At 70.4% G+C, this 19,227-nt stretch carries 18 protein-coding genes; 9 read left to right on the forward strand and 9 right to left on the reverse strand.

Going from position 1 to position 19,227, the window contains the following annotated elements:
• Positions 1-103: 103 nt before the first annotated feature.
• Complete coding sequence (locus ACF3NS_RS14075; protein ID WP_392466823.1) at positions 104-1,306, forward strand: Fic family protein; 1,203 nt, start codon at positions 104-106, stop codon at positions 1,304-1,306.
• Positions 1,307-1,672: 366 nt separating this feature from the next.
• Here ACF3NS_RS14075 and ACF3NS_RS14080 read toward each other — a convergent pair whose 3' ends face one another.
• The 6 genes from ACF3NS_RS14080 to nrdR form a co-directional block, all read right to left on the reverse strand.
• Positions 1,673-2,521 (reverse strand): siderophore-interacting protein, encoded by an 849-nt coding sequence (locus ACF3NS_RS14080; protein WP_392466825.1) that lies wholly within the window; start codon positions 2,519-2,521, stop codon positions 1,673-1,675.
• 763 nt (positions 2,522-3,284) lie between these two features.
• Positions 3,285-3,869 (reverse strand): hypothetical protein, encoded by a 585-nt coding sequence (locus ACF3NS_RS14085; protein WP_392466827.1) that lies wholly within the window; start codon positions 3,867-3,869, stop codon positions 3,285-3,287.
• Positions 3,857-4,381 (reverse strand): hypothetical protein, encoded by a 525-nt coding sequence (locus tag ACF3NS_RS14090; RefSeq protein WP_392466829.1) that lies wholly within the window; start codon positions 4,379-4,381, stop codon positions 3,857-3,859. Before ACF3NS_RS14090 ends, ACF3NS_RS14085 begins: the two co-directional genes overlap by 13 nt.
• Entirely contained in the window at positions 4,378-5,430 is a 1,053-nt protein-coding gene (locus ACF3NS_RS14095; RefSeq protein WP_392466831.1) for a hypothetical protein, read from the reverse strand. Before ACF3NS_RS14095 ends, ACF3NS_RS14090 begins: the two co-directional genes overlap by 4 nt.
• A gap of 662 nt (positions 5,431-6,092) precedes the next feature.
• Positions 6,093-9,029 (reverse strand): vitamin B12-dependent ribonucleotide reductase, encoded by a 2,937-nt coding sequence (locus tag ACF3NS_RS14100; RefSeq protein WP_392466833.1) that lies wholly within the window; start codon positions 9,027-9,029, stop codon positions 6,093-6,095.
• Between the two features lie 157 nt (positions 9,030-9,186).
• Positions 9,187-9,690, reverse strand: coding sequence for a transcriptional regulator NrdR (gene nrdR, locus ACF3NS_RS14105; protein WP_288799863.1), 504 nt, complete (start codon positions 9,688-9,690; stop codon positions 9,187-9,189).
• Between the two features lie 320 nt (positions 9,691-10,010).
• Between nrdR and ACF3NS_RS14110 the strand changes: the two genes are divergently transcribed.
• The 4 genes from ACF3NS_RS14110 (at position 10,011) to ACF3NS_RS14125 (ending at position 12,512) form a co-directional block, all read left to right on the forward strand.
• Positions 10,011-10,169, forward strand: coding sequence for a hypothetical protein (locus tag ACF3NS_RS14110; protein WP_154592977.1), 159 nt, complete (start codon positions 10,011-10,013; stop codon positions 10,167-10,169).
• 69 nt (positions 10,170-10,238) lie between these two features.
• Positions 10,239-10,862 (forward strand): DUF6318 family protein, encoded by a 624-nt coding sequence (locus ACF3NS_RS14115; RefSeq protein WP_392466836.1) that lies wholly within the window; start codon positions 10,239-10,241, stop codon positions 10,860-10,862.
• Positions 10,863-11,124: 262 nt separating this feature from the next.
• A complete protein-coding gene (locus ACF3NS_RS14120; protein WP_392466838.1) occupies positions 11,125-11,742 on the forward strand; it encodes a hypothetical protein in 618 nt (205 codons plus the stop codon).
• A gap of 98 nt (positions 11,743-11,840) precedes the next feature.
• Positions 11,841-12,512, forward strand: a complete 672-nt coding sequence (locus ACF3NS_RS14125; protein ID WP_288798311.1) for a TetR/AcrR family transcriptional regulator — start codon at positions 11,841-11,843, stop codon at positions 12,510-12,512.
• Between the two features lie 280 nt (positions 12,513-12,792).
• Here ACF3NS_RS14125 and ACF3NS_RS14130 read toward each other — a convergent pair whose 3' ends face one another.
• A complete protein-coding gene (locus ACF3NS_RS14130; RefSeq protein ID WP_195849144.1) occupies positions 12,793-13,188 on the reverse strand; it encodes a LysM peptidoglycan-binding domain-containing protein in 396 nt (131 codons plus the stop codon).
• Between the two features lie 255 nt (positions 13,189-13,443).
• On the opposite strand from ACF3NS_RS14130, the gene lexA reads away from it, so the two are divergent.
• The gene (lexA, locus tag ACF3NS_RS14135) at positions 13,444-14,142 is read left to right on the forward strand and encodes a transcriptional repressor LexA (protein ID WP_154593076.1); all 699 of its coding nucleotides are present in this window, start codon (positions 13,444-13,446) and stop codon (positions 14,140-14,142) included.
• 44 nt (positions 14,143-14,186) lie between these two features.
• Here the strand turns inward: lexA and ACF3NS_RS14140 are convergent, their stop codons facing one another.
• Positions 14,187-14,825, reverse strand: coding sequence for an alpha/beta hydrolase family protein (locus ACF3NS_RS14140; protein WP_392466841.1), 639 nt, complete (start codon positions 14,823-14,825; stop codon positions 14,187-14,189).
• A gap of 93 nt (positions 14,826-14,918) precedes the next feature.
• A complete protein-coding gene (locus ACF3NS_RS14145; RefSeq protein ID WP_311966482.1) occupies positions 14,919-15,329 on the reverse strand; it encodes a MarR family transcriptional regulator in 411 nt (136 codons plus the stop codon).
• Between the two features lie 160 nt (positions 15,330-15,489).
• Between ACF3NS_RS14145 and ACF3NS_RS14150 the strand changes: the two genes are divergently transcribed.
• The 3 genes from ACF3NS_RS14150 to ACF3NS_RS14160 are packed head-to-tail and all read left to right on the forward strand — an operon-like array spanning position 15,490 to position 19,161.
• The gene (locus ACF3NS_RS14150) at positions 15,490-16,470 is read left to right on the forward strand and encodes a crotonase/enoyl-CoA hydratase family protein (RefSeq protein ID WP_392466843.1); all 981 of its coding nucleotides are present in this window, start codon (positions 15,490-15,492) and stop codon (positions 16,468-16,470) included.
• 34 nt (positions 16,471-16,504) lie between these two features.
• Positions 16,505-17,695, forward strand: a complete 1,191-nt coding sequence (locus ACF3NS_RS14155; RefSeq protein WP_392466845.1) for a 4-hydroxybenzoate 3-monooxygenase — start codon at positions 16,505-16,507, stop codon at positions 17,693-17,695.
• An 8-nt stretch (positions 17,696-17,703) separates the two neighbouring features.
• On the forward strand, positions 17,704-19,161 hold the full coding sequence (locus ACF3NS_RS14160) for an aldehyde dehydrogenase family protein (RefSeq protein ID WP_392466847.1): 1,458 nt from the start codon (positions 17,704-17,706) through the stop codon (positions 19,159-19,161).
• The last annotated feature ends 66 nt before the right edge of the window (positions 19,162-19,227 follow it).

Consider the following 19,227-nt stretch of genomic DNA (forward strand, 5'->3'; position numbering starts at 1 on the left):
CGGCTCGGCCAGACCCCACGGGCTGGACAGCGCCATCGGCAGGACCCGAGGTTGAGGTCGTCCACATGTTTACCAGTTTCCTCTGAAGTGGTAAACAAATGGTATGCATGGCACCACGTGGCCGGCGATCGCCCACGAGACTCTCGAGTGGCGTTCGCGCTACGACACCGACGGGCTCAGCCGACGTCAGCGGGTCGACGCTGCCCTGCGGTCGTATGACGCCGCGGTGCCTCCGGTCATCGCGGAGCTCCGGCATGCGCCCCCGGCAGCACTGGCCTCGGAGCTCGAGGAGGCCGCCGCCGAGGCGTCGCGGTTCGACGTGGAGATGGGGATCGAGCTAGCGCCCTACCTCGGCATCCTGCTCCGGAGCGAGTCCGCCGCCTCCTCGACCATCGAAAACCTCACGGCGTCGGCGCGGGCCGTCGCCGCGGCCGAGGTGGGGATCGACTCACGAGGTAACGGCGGCATCATCGCCGCCAACGTCCAGGCGATGCGGCGGGCCCTCGAGGTGGACGGGCCGGTGGACGCGCCGGCGATCCGGCAGATGCATGCCGCCCTCATGGTGGGAGACCGGTGGCACGAGCCCGGTCAGTGGCGCGCCGAGCCCGTCTGGATCGGCGGCTCCAGCATCAGCCCGTGCGGTGCGACATACGTCGCCCCGCGCCACGACAGGGTCCCCGAGCTCATCGACGACCTCGTGAGATTCCTGGCCACGCCTGATGTCTCGGTGCTGCAGCAGGCCGCGCTCGGGCATGCGCAGTTCGAGACCATCCACCCCTTCACCGACGGCAACGGGCGCACAGGCCGGGCCCTGGTCCATGCGCACCTCAGGGCCACGGGGCTGGTGCGCCAGGTCGCCCTCCCGGTCTCGGCCGGGCTGCTCGCCTCGGGCCGCGCCTACGTCGACGCCCTCACCGCCTACCGGGCCGGCGACCCGGACCCGGTGCTCCGGCTGTTCGCCGAGGCGACCTTGCGCGCCGCCACGGAGGGACGCCGCCTCGGCCACGAGGTGCGCGATATCCGAGCGACATGGTCCGCGATCGTCACGGCGCGGCCGCAGTCACGCACCTGGGACCTGCTGGACCTGCTGGTCCGCCAGCCCGTCGTCACGGCCGCCACGCTGCAGACCGAGCTCGGCCTCGCGCCGGGGCACGTCCGCCGCCACGTCGACCCGCTGCTTGAGCTCGGCATCCTCAAGGAACAACGGGTGCACCGCGTCCGGGGCACCTACTGGCGGGCGCCGGAGATCCTCACCGCCCTCGACGATTTCGCGGCCCGATCCGGGCGCCGCCTGCCGCTGCGCTGACCACACCTCGCCGGGACAGGCGTGATGGCCGCGGGTCGCGCCCGCGGCCATCACCGTGAGTCACGGCCGCTGCCAGCCCCCGTCATCGATCTCGACGGTCTTCAGCTTGTCCGTCGTGGGGACCTCGAACATCAACCATCCGTTGACCTCGCCGCCAGGCTTGAGGTCGATGACCGAAGGCTGGGGACGCCGGGGTCGGCGATCGAGGCGATCATCGCGGCCGAGCGCAGCGGCTTGGCCTTCTCGGCGACCTGCTGGGACTCGACCGCGGGCCGCTCCTCGGCGAGGTGAGCGTTCTCGGCTGGTCACCTATCGCGCCCCCAACCCCGCCCACTGGTCAGATCTCGTCGCGTGGGGGTGGGCCGGTCAGAGCCGGGCCTGACCGACCTTCCAGAAGCCGCTGGCCATGACGCGGCGCCGCGGCACGTCACGCTCCCTGACCAGATGACGGCGCACCGCGGCGACGGTGGCCGCCTCGGCGCACGCCCAGGCATAGTCGACGTCGGCAATCCCGCACGCGCGCAGCGCCGGCAGCATCGCGGACCCCGGCTCGCCCTCTCCGCGGTAGACGACGTGCACACCGGCCTCCCGGACCTCGTCGTGCAGGAAGCCCTCGGTCGGCACCTCGACCACGGCAGTGAAGCGTCGGCCGGGATCGTCGGCATACGCGTCGAGGATGGCGAGCTGGCCGGGCAGGCCGGTCTCGTCGGCGAGCAGCAGGTGGTGACCGGTGGGTGGAGCACTGCCGTATGGCGCCGCCTGGATCCGCAGACCGACCTCGTCCCCGACGCAGACCGACCGGATCCACCGCGAGCCCGGGCCGTCGTGACCGGTGCACACGATGTCGACGTCGATCTCGGCGCGCTCGGGGCGGTGGGCGCGGATGGTGTACCACCGCAGGTCCGGCCGCAGCGGCTCGGGCATCGCGGCCAGGGCGGTTCGCGGGTTGAGCATGTTGGCCGGCAGGTGCAGGTTGCCGGCGGGCTGCGGCAGGAACAGCCCGAGGTACTCGTCTGGCCCGGTGAGCGTGAGGTCCGCGAGCCCGCCCGCGGTGATCGTGACGCGGCGGAAGGCCGGTGACAGCTGCTGCAGGGCAGTCGCCTGCGCCTCGAGCTGGGGATAGAAGGCGCGCCGTGGCGGCATCGCCGTCGTCGTCGCATAGGCGGCGGCGTAGGCCGCGGCGGTGGTGCGCTCGAGCACGCCGTACTGAACCATGGGCATGACCTCCAGTTAGTTAGGTATACCTAACCATCTCTACCTGGTCGTCGCCACCCTGTGCACACCCCCCACCAAGGGCTAGTTCGTGAGCATCGGGGACGGCACCTACGTCCATGACGTGGGCTTCTTCTTCGCGTCCGGTCGCTATGGCGCCGCCCTCACGGCGGGGGTGGCGATCGGACGCGCAGTGGGCAACCGCTCTCGCCGTCGTGCGGCGGCAGATGCCACGGTGCCGCGGTGGTGCCTCGTCGACGATGGGCTCGTCCACGTCTCGGACTTCGGCTTCTACCTCCAGTCTCGGCGAGGTTTGTTGCCGTGGGGGTGGGGTGCCGTGACGTCAGCCCAGCTTGTCGGACCAGGGCGCCTCAGGATGTCGGGCAACTCCACGAATGGGCCCGTGCGGTGGATCGTGGACAGTGACTGGGCCGAGTTGATCCTCACGATGTGGGCCCGCGTCCGACATCCGCGGCACCCTCAGCTCGAGCAGGGCGCGTGGATTCCCGAGGGCTGGGCAGCACGGATCACGGCTGATGGCTATCCCCTACCCCCTGACCACTCGGGTCGCTGGGATCGACTGGCGCTCGACCTAGGAGAGGCCGACCAGTAGCCCGACCCCCGCGGCCGCCCCGGCCCCCGGGTCGTCGAGCTGACGCGGCTGAGCCCCGCAGGGGCGAATCCCTGCGGGGCTCAACCGGACTCGTCACGCAGACGCGGGGCAGACCCATCATCAACCCAATCGCGGCGTTGTTGCGTGGCCGGATCAGGCGTCCATCCGCCAGCAGCGCCGTGGTAGCAGCCGTCGCCAGCCGAAGCGGTAGGCGATCGCCCGCTCAAGGCGCCCAACGTGCGGCCACTGGTCCCCGGGACTCCAGCCGTTGAGATTCATCCCGCTCGCGGTCGTGATGGGCGGCTGGTCCCAGGCGTCTCTTGTCGCGGGCTTCACGCTGGCGTCGATGTCGGACAGGGCCTTGTCGAACAGCTCGCCCATGGCGCGATGTTCGGAGTTGACCCAGGTGCGGCAGGCGGCGAGTTGCTCTTGAAGGTCGTGTCCCCGGCTGACGAGGGCCGCGAGCACGTCGGGCTCGTCGGACACACGCCGCCGGACCCGGTACGGGTACTCGCCGCGGGCGATCAGGGAGCGCACCGCGTTCGCGTAGCCTTCACGCCTGGTGGCAGCGGTCGCCCGGAGGTTGCCGAGCACGGTCGTGATGAGGCCGGCGATCACCGAGGAGCCGAGCAAGGTGACCGCGACGACCACCCAGACGTTACTCGAGCCCGTTCCAGTGGGCGCTGCGGCCGCGGGTGTGACCTCGGCGGTGCGCAGGGCTGTAGTCAGGACGCCCATCGGTGCACCTCCCGACGCATGAAGGAGCTGCGGATGGGGTGCGCGCCCGTGAGGGGGTCACCGTGCGGTGCGTCCTCGACGGGCCAGTGGCCCTCCCGGCGGTAGTACTCCTCGTAGAAGACGTGCCTGTAGACGCGGGTGACGTACTGCTCGAGCCCGTCATCCCACTCCCAGCGGAGCGACCGCGGGTCTTGGGGGTACCAGAGGCACAAGGGCCCAGCGAGGTGCCCCAACTGTTGGCCGAGCGGGGACGGGTAGCGGTGGCGCCACGCGCGTTCCGGCCCGAGCGGGAACGCGTAGATGGGGCCGTCCGGCCGGACGCTGACCCTGGCACGCTCGGTGTGATACCCGGCTGCGGCGAGCTCAGGCATCGGGGCGAAGGACATGTCGAGGACGAGGCCGCCGCACCGGGGTGCGAGAGCCCGGTCGCAGACGACGCCGAAGAGCCCGTCCTGGAGGACCCGGCGCGTGCGCGCCGGGTCCTCCAGGACATCCTGCAGTGAGAGCGTCACCAAGACGGGCTCCCGAACGTCGTTGTTCGGCCGACAGCGGTGCCTCGCCTCGGAGACCACGAGCGACCGGGTGCGGCGACCTGCTGCGCGGCCTGGGTGGCGCTGGGCCGGCCAGTGCTTGTCACGCTGCCGGCGGCGAGGGCGGTGAGGACGCTTTGGACCGGCCGGTGCGGAGCGGGCGGGAAAGCGTCCCCGAACAGCGAGTGCCACACGTCGACGGCCGCGCTCACGTCCCCAGCGCGTTCGAGTGCACGCGCCTCCATGGCCCGCTCGGCGGCATGGCCGTACACCCTCACAGCGGTCTGCCGCTGCTCGCTGGTCCACTTCGCCGTGACATCGTCATCGCCGGCCGGCTCGATGACCGGGCCCTTGACGGCGTCCTTGGCGTGGTCGAGGAACCGGGCGACAGCGTCCTGGTCCGGCTCCTTGCGGCTCATAGCCTGGTACGCCAGGGACTCCACCACGATGCCGGAGATGAAATCCAGCTGCTCATGGTGCTGGGTCAGCTCCTTGGCCTCCCGGACGTGGTGCACGAACCGCCCACCGGTGTCCTGGTTGCGCTGGGAGACGCGCTTGAGCTGGATGCGGGTGTTGCTCGGCTCCCACGTGCCTTCGAACCGGTCACCGATGAGGACGTGGTCACCGTCCTGGTCGAATGCGGGCACGAGGTCGATGGTGAAATCGACGCCGGGCAGCGTCACGCGCACCGCCTTACCGGCGGCCTTGTCACCGGCGTCGAACTCGACCTCCGGCCACCGCGCCTCGATGGGCGCCTTGAACGACTCCATGGCGTTGCCCGGGCCGTCGGGTCCGCGCAGGGCGTCCAACGTGTCCTGCGGCAGCAGACAGACGATGTCGACGTCCTTGAGCGGCTTCAGCATGGTCCTACGTGCGAACGAGCCCTGCAGGAAGCTGCCCGCGATGAGTCCGGCGCGGGTCAGGTCCTCGCGGATGGTGTTGTGCAGGTTCTGTGCCTGCAGGCGCACGAGTGGGTTGAGGTTGAGGTTCTCGTCCAGCATGGCGAACGAGCTGTCTATGGTCCGCTTCATGGCGGGCCTCCTTGAGGTTGAGAGGGCGCCGCGCCGGTCCGGCGCGGCTTGGGTAGCGGCCCTCCCTACCGGGGAGGGCCGCCGAGGTCACTTCCGCTTCGGCGTCTGCGACAACGCGCTGGCGGCGGCCGACTTCGCGGCCTTGCCCGCCTTCGGGTTGCTCAGCACCTTGCTGGCAGCCGACGCAGCCTTCGCGCTCGTCTGCCTGGTGTTCCTCGTGCTCACTCTCTTCACCTCCGCCCCTGTGCCGAATGGACAAGCCGGCACCGGGGGTGGTCAGATACGGGTGAACGCCCCGCACTCGGCCACTCGGTCGGTGCCTCCGAGGCCCGGTCTGCCAGGACCGGGCCTCGTGTTGTTGTATGGGCCTGACCGGCCCGCTTCATCACATCACCTCGCGCCGACAGCGGCCGGCCCGGAGAGCTTGTAGTGCCACGTCCGACCTTGGCGCCCGCGATTGGGCAACGCAGCAGCCGTCCGACGTGCCCCGTCCGGGATACGCCGCCAGTCCGGCCCCTCTGCATGAGGGGCAGGACTGGCGTTGTTGTCGATCCTGTGCTCGTCGTCACTGACCTCAGGGGCTCGTGCTGCGTTTACCTGGATGCGCGTTGCTGTTCGGCCGGGGTTGTCCCAACAGGGGGATAACCCTGGTTTACCCACCCTCAGCTGCAGCCGGAGGTGCTGCCGCAGCCCTCGCACACGTAGCAGGACCCGGCGGGGCGCATCTTGGTGCCGCAGGTCATGCAGATCGGCGCGTCGGAGGCCATGCCTTGGAGCTTCTCCATGAGATCGGCGGAGGAGTGGATCTCCTGGGAGACCTCGCGGGCGTCGGCGGCGCCGGCGCCGGACTTCACCTCGGCCGGGCGGGGCGGGGAGGAGCCGAAGCGCTCCCCAGCCTCACGGGCCTTCTCCTGCGGCGTCTTGGAGGTGGCGACGTCCTGCTGGATCTCCTCGTCGTACTCCTCCTCGCTGTCGTCGCCCACCGGCTCGTAGGACCCGGTCTCGAGCTGGCGGGCGCGCTCCTCGGCGGAGTAGATGCCCATCATCGAGCGGGTGTCGAAGTCCAGGTAATCCAGGGCCAGGCGGCGGAAGACGTAGTCCATGATCGACTGCGACATCCGCACGTCCGGGTCGTCGGTGAGGCCGGCCGGCTCGAAGCGCTGGTTGGTGAACTTGTCGACGTAGGTCTCGAGCGGGACGCCGTACTGCAGGCCCACCGAGATGGCGATGGAGAAGGCGTCCATCACGCCGGCCAGCGTGGATCCCTGCTTGCCGAACTTCAGGAAGAGCTCACCCAGGCCACCGTCGGGGTAGGCGCCGGCCGTCAGGTATCCCTCGGCGCCGCCGACCGTGAAGGAGGTCGTCTGCGACGAGCGACGCTTGGGCAGGCGACGACGGGTGGGCCGGTAGACGACCTTCTCGACGACCTTGGCCTCGCCGGACTCGACGAGCTCAGCGGCCTTCTCCTCGACGCGCTCCTCGACCTTCTTCTTGGCGTCCGAGAGGGGCTGGCCGACCTTGCAGTTGTCGCGGTAGACGGCGAGCGCCTTGAGGCCGAGCTTCCAACCCTGGAGGTAGACGTCCTCGATCTCCTCGACCGTGGCGGACTCGGGGAGGTTGACGGTCTTGGAGATGGCGCCGGAGAGGAACGGCTGGCAGGCCGCCATCATCCGGACGTGACCCATGGGGGAGATGGCGCGGGCGCCCATTGCGCAGTCGAAGACCTCGTAGTGCTCGGTCTTGAGGCCGGGGGCGTCGATGACGTGGCCGTGCTCGGCGATGTACTCGACGATCGCCTCGATCGACTCGTCCTGGTAGCCGAGCTTCTTGAGGGCGCGCGGGATCGTGAGGTTGACGATCTGCATGGAGCCGCCGCCGACGAGCTTCTTGAACTTGACCAGCGAGAAGTCCGGCTCGATGCCGGTGGTGTCGCAGTCCATCATGAAGCCGATGGTGCCCGTGGGGGCGAGGACCGACGCCTGAGCGTTGCGGAAGCCGTTCTTGTCGCCGAGCGTGAGGACGTCGTCCCACGCCTGGGTGGCCAGGGCGTGGATGGAGGAGTCCATCTGGTCCAGGGTCGTGACGGCGGCGTTGGCGTCGCGGTGCTGGGCCATGACGCGCTTGTGGGCGTCGGCGTTGCGGGCGTAGCCGGCATACGGCCCGACCACGGCGGCGAGCTCGGCCGAGCGCTTGTAGGACGCGCCGGTGAGCAGCGAGGTGATGGCGGCGGCGAGGGCTCGGCCACCCTCGGAGTCGTAGCCGTGGCCCGTCGCCATCAGCAGGGCGCCGAGGTTGGCGTAGCCGATGCCGAGCTGGCGGTAGTCGCGGGTGGTCTCGCCGATGGACTCGGTCGGGAAGTCCGCGAAGCAGATGGAGATGTCCATCGCGGTGATGACGAGCTCGGCGACCTTCTGGAAGGTCTCGGCGTCGAAGGTGTCGTCGTCGCGCAGGAACTTCAGCAGGTTGAGCGACGCGAGGTTGCAGGAGGAGTTGTCCAGCGACATGTACTCCGAGCAGGGGTTGGACGCGGTGATCCGGCCGGTCTCGGGGTTGGTGTGCCAGGCGTTGATCGTGTCGTCGTACTGGATGCCCGGGTCGGCGCACTCCCAGGCGGCCTTGGCGACCTTCTTGATCAATGAGCGGGCGTCGATGCGCTCGATCACCTCGCCGGTCATGCGGGCGCGCAGACCGAAGTCGGTGCCTTCCTCGACGGCCTTCATGAACTCGTCCGTGACGCGGACGGAGTTGTTGGCGTTCTGGTACTGCACCGAGACGATGTCGCGCCCGCCGAGGTCCATGTCGAAGCCGGCGTCGCGCAGCGCGCGGATCTTGTCCTCCTCGCGCGCCTTGGTCTCGACGAACTCCTCGATGTCGGGGTGGTCGATGTCGAGCACGACCATCTTGGCCGCGCGGCGGGTGGCGCCACCGGACTTGATGGTGCCGGCGGAGGCGTCGGCGCCGCGCATGAAGGAGACGGGCCCGGACGCGGTGCCGCCGGAGGACAGCAGCTCCTTGGAGGAGCGGATGCGCGAGAGGTTGAGGCCGGCGCCGGAGCCGCCCTTGAAGATGAACCCCTCCTCCTTGTACCAGTTGAGGATCGAGTCCATCGAGTCGTCGACGGACAGGATGAAGCAGGCGCTGACCTGCTGGGGGCTGGCCGTGCCGACGTTGAACCACACCGGCGAGTTGAAGCTGAACACCTGGTGCACCAGGGCGTAGGTCAGCTCGTGCTCGAAGATCTCGGCGTCCTCGGGCGTGGCGAAGTAGCCGTTGTCCTTGCCGGCCTTGGCGTAGGTCAGCACGACGCGGTCGATGAGCTGCTTGAGCCCCTGCTCGCGCTTGTCGGTGCCGACGGCGCCGCGGAAGTACTTGGTGGTGACGATGGTGGAGGCGTTGACCGACCAGAAGTCGGGGAACTCGACGCCATGCTGCTCGAAGATCGTCTCGCCGGTCTTCCAGTTCGTCTGGACGACGTCGCGCTTCTCCCAGGTCACGTCGTCGTAGGGGTGCACGCCGGGCGTGGTGAAGATGCGCTCGATGGTGAGGCCCTTCTTGGCCGACTTGCGTGCTGCGGAGCGAGCGCCGACGGTCTCGGTCATGGTGCTGTGCCTTCCGTTCCCTGGGATTACTGGCTGTATGTCGTGCCTGGGTGTCCCCGTCAGGTGTCTCGGCGGGGATGTGGAGATGTCGTGATGAGGGGGTCGGTCGTCATACGGGCAGTCTGAGGGCGACCACTGACAGACCCCTGCTGACCTGCTAGGTCGTGCGCGGCGGGCTGGGTGGACCCACCGCGGCGGGCTCCTCCCCGGTGGGCGGGTGCTCTGCCCGGAGGAGGGTGATCGCCGCCTCGAAGTCCTCGAGGGAGTCGAAGGCCTGGTAGACACTGGCGAAGCGCAGGTAGGCGACCTCGTCGAGCTCGCGCAACGGGCCGAGGATGGCCAGGCCCACCTCGTGGGCATCGATCTCCGCGTGGCCCTGCGAGCGGATCGTCTCCTCCACCCGCTGGGCCAGCCTGGCCAGGTCGTCCTCGCTCACCGGCCGACCCTGGCAGGCCTTGCTCACGCCGTCCTGGATCTTGGCGCGGCTGAAGGGCTCGCTGGCACCGGACCGCTTGATCACGGTCAGGCTCGCGGACTCCACCGTGGTGAAGCGGCGCTGGCACGCCGGGCACTGACGACGGCGACGGATGGCCGAGCCGTCGTCGGTCGTGCGGCTGTCGATGACGCGGCTGTCGGTGTTGCGGCAGAACGGGCAGTGCACGGCTAGGCTCCTCCCCTGGTCGACGGACGCCTGTGGATGCGGCTGTGGATGACGTGTTGACAACCTGTGGTTAACCGACCCCGTCCTGGGGACTACATGTGGACGACTTACATCGGTGTAACCACTAGATGTAGTGATCCTATGCCCGCTCTGCCCCAACGATCAAACACGTCACCCAGCTGACGTGTCGCCCCAGGTCACACGGCGTGTTCAACCCATCGTGTCACCGTTATCACTGTGCGTGACGGCAGGTCGAGCGCCGTGCGGCCCCACCGCGCACCCCACGATCTGGTGGTGGCTCAGAGGTCTAGGCTCGACCCATGGATCGTCGCGCCCTCACCCCTCTCGTCGTCGGCCTCCTGTGCTTCGCTATCGCTCTGATGATCCGCAGCGGCGGCCTGGTGCGCGGCCTGCTGATGTTCGTGGCGGCGGGGTTCATGGTCTACGCGGTGTCGGTCATGACCCGCGATCGCCGCTGATCGCGGGTTATCCACAGACGCCTGTATGACGGAAGCAGGCGACCTCGCCGCACGTCTAGGCTCGACGCCATGCGTGGACACGGACGTCTCCTGACCGCCGCCGCTCTGACCGCCGCGGGGCTGCTGACCGGCTGCTCGGGCGCCACCACGAGCGCCAAGACCACCGCCACCCACGAGCTGCCGCCGACGGCGTCCGACACGACCGCGGGGTCGGCGACGACGCCCCCGACGTCGGCGACACCGACCACGGCGCCAGCGGCGCCGTCCTCCCCGGCGACGACCACCCCCATCCCCGCTGCGGCACGCGCCCACACCCCCGAGGGCGCCGAAGCCTTCACCCGCTACTTCATCGACCAGGTCAACGTCGCCTGGACGACACCAAGGGCTGGCCTGATCTCCGCCCTCAGCCTCCCCACCTGCAAGTCCTGCGCATCCCTCGAAGACCGTGTCGCCAAGTTGACCGACGCCAAGGAGCGATACGCAACCCAGCCATGGTCCGTCTCGAACGTTGCCTACCAGGGAGATACCGATGACAGGCGAGCCGTCGTCCAGATGCAGGGTGCACAAAGGGCCGCCCGAGTCGTGAACCTCGATGGACGGCAGGTGGGCCAACAGCCCCAAGAAGAGTCCGACAGGCAGTTCGTCCTCCGCGAATCGGCCGACGGCTGGCGCGTCGACTCGATCCGGGGCTGATCACGTGATCGCCTTCATAATTGCCTCGCAAGCCGCGCTGCCAGCCGCGGACGGAACAACAATCAACGGCTCTTCGAGTCAAGACGGGCTGAAGATCGAAGGAACGCGCATCACGACCCGTCGTCAACCCGCAAGACCCGAACAGATTTCCTCCCCACGCAGGTCGTCGAACGATCGAGCGGCCGCTCCACAAGCTCAACCCGCGCGCGCGGCAACGGGTTTGGCCGTGAATAGTAGAACTGCAGGTCCTACCCTTGCATTTGTGAGGCAACGGCCGTTGTTGTCTCGGGACGGGCCGGGCGTGTGGGAGACGGCGGTGCCGGGGTTCATCCCGGACCCGGCCGCTCCCGCGGGCCCCGTGCAGGCCGCGCCGGCGGCGCCGGGAGCGCCCGCCCAAGCGGCCCCGCCGCAGCCGGTGCTGACCGAGGCGATGATCGTGCAGGCCTTCCACACCACGCCGTTCGCCAAGCCCGTGGCCGAGGTACAACCGGTGGGTGGGCGCACCCTGGTGACCCTGCCCACCTACGTCCAGATCGCCTGGGACCCGGCAGGGTTCGAGCCTGGCGAGATCAGCACCGTGGGCCTGCTCGGGCACGCGGTGCGCATCCGCCCGGTGGGGCGTAGCTACGTCTACGACTTCGGGGACGGGGGCGCGGTGGGGCCGACGTCGAGCATGGGTGGCCCCTACCCCACCGGCGACGTCACCTACCCTTACCCCAAACCAGGTCGCTTCGCGATCAACGTGACGGCGACGTACTCCGGGGAGTACAGCGTCGACGGCGGGCCGTGGACCGCCATCGCCGACACCGTGCAGATCCCCGGGCCCGACCAGCCCATCGACGTCCGCACCAGCCGCAACGAGCTGATCGACCAGGGCTGACGCTCACCGTGCGGCGGCGTCGGTGCCGCTCACCGCACGGACGCGACCGGACATCGCAGAGCCTTCGGCCATGTCCGGCCAGCGAGTAGGGTCGGCCCATGAGCACGGACGCGACGCGGGTCCGTCGTGGCCCCGGACGCCCCCGCGGCAGTGACGGCGCCGCCACACGCGCCCGCATCGTCGCGGCGAGCCTCGAGCTGTTTGCGAGGCAGGGCTTCCGCGCCACCGCGCTCGCTCAGATCGCCAAGGGGGCGGACCTGTCCCCCACCGCTCTCACCCATCACTTCCCCCACAAGGAAGCCCTGCTGACCGAGGTCCTCGCTCTGCGCGACCAGCGCGACCGTGACGACCTGATCGCTCTCGAGCCCTGTGCGCCGGAGGGGTGGCGGGCCCTCGAACGGCTAGGTCGCCTCGTCCTGCTCAACAGCACACGGCCGCAGCTCGTGCGCCTCTACGTGACGGTCTCCAGCGAGGCGCTTGACGCAGACCACCCGGCTCACGACTGGGCCCAGCGCCACTACGCAGAGGCGCGCCAGGCCATCGTCGACGACCTCGCCTCCGGGGTGCGCGCGGGCACGGTAGCGCCGGAGACGCCGACCGAGCAGGTCGCCAGCTCCTCCCTCGCCATGATGGACGGGCTACAGACGCAGTGGTTGCTCTCGGGCGGGACGCTCGACATGGCAAGCGCCTTCGCGACCTACGTGCAGACACTGCGCCAGGCCTACGGTCGTCCGCCGGACAGCTCGCCGGACGCCACAGGCTCCTCCTGACGGGCCGCCCACCGGGGCACGATCGGCCTGACTGGACAGAGTTGCGCCGTGGCGTCACCACCCCCTGATGGTGAGCGCCACGACGCAGGTCGTGGGCCCCGCTCGCCTGCTGCGACAGGCGACCGTGTCCGCTCGACGGCGAGATGCGCCGAGGGTCTTGCAGCGGGCACGTGCAACGTGCCCGGATGCCCAGTGGCGCGACATCGGTCGGGGCCGTTCGTGAGGATCAACGCTCGAGCGGACGGAAAGGATCCTGCGGAACGATGCGAGGTCGGCCGGATCAGCGAGCCGGGACGACCAGCGTCTGGCCGGTCATGATCTGGTCGTTCTGCAGGTGATTGGCTGCCACGAGACGCAGGACGGCGTCGTCGGTGCGGACGCCCGGCATCTCGCGAGCAGCGATCTCGGACAGGGTGTCGCCGCTCGCGACCGTCACGACGTGGGCGGGCACGCCAGTCGGGGCCGCCGAGGCCAGCGAGGACCAGGCGGAGAACGCCGCGACGGCGACGAGCACAGCCACGGTGATGGTCATCGCGAGCCGGCCGCGACGCGTGAAGCGGAGACGACGGGGCGCTCGGGCCGGGACGGCGTCACCGGTCGGCACCAGGTGCAGTCGGGGACGTCCGGGCACACGTGCCGGTGCGGTGGTGTCGCCCCACGCAACAGCTGCACTCATAGGGTCCTCCTTGTCGGCGAACCGAGGTGGCTCGCTCATCCGTTCGATAGAACGCTTGTACGAAAGTACAGCATCCCTGGGGTCGATGTGAAGACTCGCGTCGAACGAGTGTTTGAAACACGCCTTCGACCCCGGTAGCCTGGGTGGCCACGGGAGACACTCAACCAGCGACCACTGACATACCCCCGCCCCCGAGGGTCTCCGACCGACATCAGCGCAGGTCAGAGGCCTGCAGCCACCGAGGGAGCGAGCATGATGGCCAAGGTCACCTCCTTGCCCGAGCGCGACGGCGGGCAGCGGCTCACCGTCCGCCAGCGCAAGATCCTGGAGTTCATCCGCGACACGGTCGAGCGCCGCGGCTATCCCCCGAGCATCCGCGAGATCGGCGACGCCGTGGGTCTCGCCAGCGTGAGCAGCGTCTCGCACCAGCTGCAGACCCTCGAGCGCAAGGGCATGCTGCGACGCGACCCCAACCGCCCGCGCGCCATCGAGGTCGTCTCCCCCGACTGGGCGCCCGAGGCCTTCCACGCCGACGCCGACGACAGCACCGACGTCACGGGCGTGCGTGACCAGCGGCCCCAGGCGTCATACGTGCCGGTCCTCGGCCGCATCGCCGCCGGTGTCCCGATCACGGCCGAGGAGGTGGTGGAGGACGTATTCCCGCTCCCCCGCCAGGTCGTGGGCGAGGGCCAGCTGTTCCTGCTCAAGGTCGTCGGTGACTCCATGGTCGACGCGGCGATCTGCGACGGCGACTGGGTGGTCGTGCGCCAGCAGCCCGACGCCGACAGCGGCGACATCGTCGCGGCCATGATCGACGGCGAGGCGACGGTCAAGACCTTCAAGCGCAAGCTCGGGCACCCGTGGCTGCTCCCCCACAACCCCGCCTTCGAGCCCATCGACGGCAAGCAGGCGACGATCCTCGGCAAGGTCACGGCGGTGCTGCGCTCCGTCTGAGCGCCGCGCCGGCCGGACCTCGCCGAGGGCCAGTGCCGGGCGATTCAGGCCAGCGGCGCGGGCCGTAGGGGTCGCGGTCGGCCCGGTCGTTGACGTACGCGCCCGCCCGATAGCTCACGAACGCCGCGCCGCCGAGGTTGGATGCCTCGGCGACCCGCTGCAGCGGCGGCGGCCTGACGGCCCGGGTCCACCGACCGGCGGCGAGTCGCTCCCGCATCGCCGGCACCGCGGCGACGTTCTCGGCAGGGGTGAACGTGCAGTGCCCCGTCCGCTGCCCGTAGGCCTGACCCAGCAGGGCGCCAGAGCCCGCCCGCTCGACCTTGGCGGCGGCCGCAGGTGCTGATCGCCCCGTCGATGGCGGCGTCCCGGCGCTCCGCGAGCAGGCTGCTCACCAGTCCGCCCATCGACCGTCCCATGGCCAGGGTGCGCCGCGGCTCACCGACGCGGGCCCGGAACTCGGCGAGCACGCCGATCTGGTCGTGGACCGCGCTGCCGAGTGCCCACCCGGTCCGGGCGTATGACGACTGCGCCACGGCATACCCGCGTGCCTGCAGGGCCGCAGCGGTGGGGGCGAGGCCCGCGTCCACGGTGGGGTTGGCGGGTCCGGTGCGGAAGCCGTGGCTGAACAGCACGAGGTCGCCGTTCCACCCCGCGGGGAACCGCGATGTCCCACGTGGAGCCATCGGGCAAGGTGCCCTGCTCGTGACGTGGCTCGGTGGTGCGGGGCGAGACGACCGGCGCCGCGGCGACAGCGCCTCGGGCGCGGCGCCGCGGAATCAGTCGGCGTCGAGCGGCAGGTCACTCATGGCGCCGCGACACAGCTGCAGGGCCTCGGCAAAGCTCTCGCGCTGGTCCGGGTCGAGGTCCTTGAGCATGTGCGCCTCCAGCGCGGCGACCGGCTCCGCCTGCCGGCGCAGCAGGGCGCGCCCCTCGTCGGTGAGGCTGATCAGACGGCGACGGCGGTTGGCCGGGTCGGGGTCGCGCCGGATGAGGCCGCGCCGCTCCAGACCACCGACCAGGTCGGCCGCCGACTGGGCCCGCACGAAGGAGTGACGCGCCAGGTCGGCCGAGGTCATGCCCTCCCGGCGCTCCAGCACCGTCAGGGCGGTGTACTGCAAGGCCGTGACTCCCGACTCGCGGACGATCGCGTCAAGGTGGGCCCGCGTCACCAGCTCCAGCTGCTTCACGACGTAGAGCAATGGCGGCGCCGGCGCACGATCACGGTGTGTCACTCGGCCATTCAACCTCATCGCGCAGCGCGAAATTCGCCGCCGCACCCTTGCGCACCCGGGCGCCACGGTGTCAGTATCAGGAATCCTGCCATTCGCCGAAGAACGGGGAGAGACCATGAGTTCCGGTGTCGTGCACGATGGTTGCGAGGTCCCCGAGACCCTGTCGCTGCATCGCGAGGGTGCCGTCGGCATCATCACGCTGAGCCGCCCCGCCCAGCGAAATGCCTTTTCCGACATCACCATCCTTGGCCTGGAGCGCATCTTCACCGATCTGCTCCCCGAGGTCCGTGCGATCGTGCTGGACGCCGCGGGCGACCACTTCTGCGCCGGGCTGGACCTCGCCGAGATGGCGGAGCGGGACACCTTGGCGGGCGTCGCCCACTCACGCCTGTGGCACCGCGCGTTCGAGACCATCGAGGACTCGGTCGTCCCGGTCGTGTCGGTGCTCAAGGGCGCGGTCGTCGGCGGCGGGCTCGAGCTGGCCTCGGCCACCCACGTGCGCGTCGTGGAGCGCTCCACCTTCTACGCCCTCCCCGAGGGGCAGCGCGGCCTGTTCGTGGGCGGCTGCGGCTCCGTCCGGGTCCCTCGCCTCGTCGGCGCACACCGCATGGTCGACATGATGCTGACGGGGCGCCGCCACGACGCCGTCGAGGGCCACGCGGTGGGCTTCGCGCACTACCTCGTCGACGACGGCGCCGGCCTGGACCACGCGCTGGGGCTCGCCGCACGCATCGCGGACAACGCGCCGCAGACGAACTTCGGTCCACCGATCGGCGAGTTCCAGGGCGTGGCCTTCATGCTCGCCGACATGGAGATGCGGCTGCGCGCCGCGCGCCTGCTGACCTACGCCGCCGCGGAGGAGGCCGAGGCCGCCGGCCCCGACATGAGCGTCGCGGGCGCCACCGCCAAGCGCTTCGCCCCGGACGCGGCCATGTCCATCACCGTGGACGCGGTCCAGGTGCTGGGTGGAGCGGGCTACACCGCGGACTTCCCCGTCGAGCGGATGATGCGCGACGCCGAGATCACCCAGATCTACGAGGGGACCAACCAGATCCAGCGGATCGTCGTCTCGCGAGCGCTGCTCGGCGCCCGGTGACAGACTGCTCCCACGACCAGCCAGGAGGCTAGGCATGACCGTCAGCACCACGCCCGTCGCGATCGTCGGGGCCGGGCCTGCCGGGCTCATGCTCTCCCACCTGCTCGCCCGGCGAGGTGTCGAGTCGGTGGCGATCGACACCCGCACCCGCCAGGAGATCGAGACCACCCACCGCGCGGGCATCCTCGAGGCCGACAGCGCCCGGATGCTCCTCGACGGGGTCAGCGACCGGATCCTGCGCGACGGCTACGAGCACGAGGGGGTCGAGCTGCGGCTGCACGGACAGGGGCACCGGATCGACTTCCAGGAGCTGGTGGGCGCCTCGGTCTGGCTCTATCCGCAGACGGACGTCTTCATCGACCTCGCGGACGCTCGGGAGCGCGACGGCGGGGACGTGCGCTTCGGGGTCACCGAGGTGGAGGTCGACGGCGTCGAGACGGACTCTCCCACGGTGCGCTTCACGGACGCAGGCGGTGAGCGTCACGAGCTGCGGGCGACCTATGTCGTCGGGGCAGACGGGTCGCGCAGCCAGTGCCGACGGCTGGTGCCCGAGGCCCGCCGACGCATCTACGGCAAGGAGTACCCCTTCGCGTGGTTCGGGATCCTGTGCGAGGCGCCGATGAGCGCCCCCGAGCTCATCTATGCCCAGTCCGGCCGCGGCTTCGCCCTGATCAGCCAGCGCACCGACAGCATCCAGCGCATGTACCTCCAGTGTGAGCCCGACGAGGACGTGCACGCCTGGAGCGAGGACCAGATCTGGTCGGAGCTGCAGGCGCGCGTCGCCGGGGACGGCTTCGAGCTCGAGACCGGCCCGATCTTCGAGCGGGCCCGGCTCAACTTCCGTTCCTTCGTGCAGGAGCCCATGAGTCACGGCCGGCTCGTGCTGGCCGGCGACGCCGCCCACACGGTGCCGCCCACCGGCGCCAAGGGCCTCAACCTGGCGCTCGCCGACGTCAAGGTGCTGGCGGACGTGCTCGAGCAGGCGCTCGACACCCAGGACGTCGAGGTGCTCGAGACCTACGGCCCGCGGGCCCTGGCTCGGGTGTGGCGCTCGCAGAACTTCTCCTACTGGATGACCCAGATGCTGCACACCCCGCCCGGCGCCGACGCCTTCGACGTGCGTCGGCAGATGGGCGAGCTCGAGACGGTGACGTCGACCCAGCAGGGCCGCGCCTACGTCGCCGAGTGCTACACCGGCTGGCCCAACCACCCCATCGGAGGATGACCACAACCATGACGAGCGCGACGACGCCCTGGGAGGGCAAGGTCTGGTCCGGCGACTGGATCGACGGCTCCGGAGGTCCGGCAGACGTGACCGACAAGGCGACCGGCGAGACCCTCGGGCAGGTCGGCACCGCCACCACCGAGGACCTCGACCGCGCCGTGGAGCAGGCCCGCGACGCCCAGCGCGAGTGGGCGGCGCAGCCCTACCCCGCGCGAGCCGCCGTGATGCACAAGGCCGCTCAGCTGCTCGAAGCCGCCCCGGACCGGCTGGCGCCGTGGCTGGTCCGCGAGGCGGGGTCCGGTCAGGGCAAGGCCGCCTTCGAGGTCGGGCTGGTCGTCGCCGAGCTCCAGGAGGCCGCCGCGACCGCTGCCGCGCCCTACGGAGAGGTGCTGCGCTCGGCCAAGCCCCGCCTGTCGGTCGCGCGCTACGTCCCCTACGGCGTCGTCGGGGTCGTGTCGCCGTTCAACTTCCCGGCGATCCTGTCGATGCGCTCGGTCGCGCCGGCCCTCGCCCTCGGCAACGCCGTGGTCCTCAAGCCCGACCCGCGCACCACGGTCGCCGGCGGTATGGCGCTCGCCCAGCTCCTCGCCGACGCCGGGCTCCCGGCGGGGCTCCTGCACGTCCTGCCGGGCGGTGGCGAGCTGGGCGAGGCGATCGTGGCCCACCCGCACGTGCCGTGCCTGACGTTCACCGGCTCCACGGCGGTCGGACGCCGCATCGGCGCGACCGCCGGCGGCCTGCTCAAGCAGGTGCACCTCGAGCTGGGCGGTAACAACGCCCTGCTGGTGCTGCCCGACGCCGACGTCGAGGCCGCTGCCTCGGCCGGGGCGTGGGGGTCCTTCCTGCACCAGGGCCAGATCTGCATGACGACCGGGCGGCACCTCGTGCCCGTCGCCCTGGCCGAGGACTATGCCCGCGCGCTCGCGGCACGTGCCGAGCGGCTCACCGTCGGCGACCCGACCGACCCGGCCAACGTGCTCGGCCCGATCATCGACGAGCGCCAGCGCGACCGCGTCCACGACGTGGTCACGCGTGCGGTCGACGGCGGCGCACGGCTGGACGCCGGCGGCACCTACGACGGTCTCTTCTACCGCCCCACCGTCCTGTCCGGGGTGGCGGCGCAGAGCCCGGCGTTCACCGACGAGATCTTCGGCCCCGTCGCCCCCATCACGACCTACGAGTCCGTGCACGAGGCGATCGACCTGATCAATGCCAGCGAGTACGGCCTGTCGGTGGGCGTCCTCACGGGTGACGCGCTCGCGGCATACGAGCTCTCCGACCGCATCGAGACCGGGATGCTGCACATCAACGACCAGACGGTGGACGACGAGGCGGTCATCCCCTTCGGCGGGGTCAAGGCCTCCGGCAGCGGCGGCCGCTTCGGCGGCGCCCGGGCCAACCTCGAGACCTTCTGCCACCTGCAGTGGGTGACGATGCAGAGCCGGATCGCGACCTACCCCTTCTAGACGTCCCCGACGAGCGACGCCGAAGGGTCACGAGTGCCCCGTCACGCGGCGTGTCGTGCACATTTG

It is taken from the genome of Arsenicicoccus cauae (assembly GCF_043162025.1).
GTDB lineage: Bacteria > Actinomycetota > Actinomycetes > Actinomycetales > Dermatophilaceae > Arsenicicoccus > Arsenicicoccus cauae.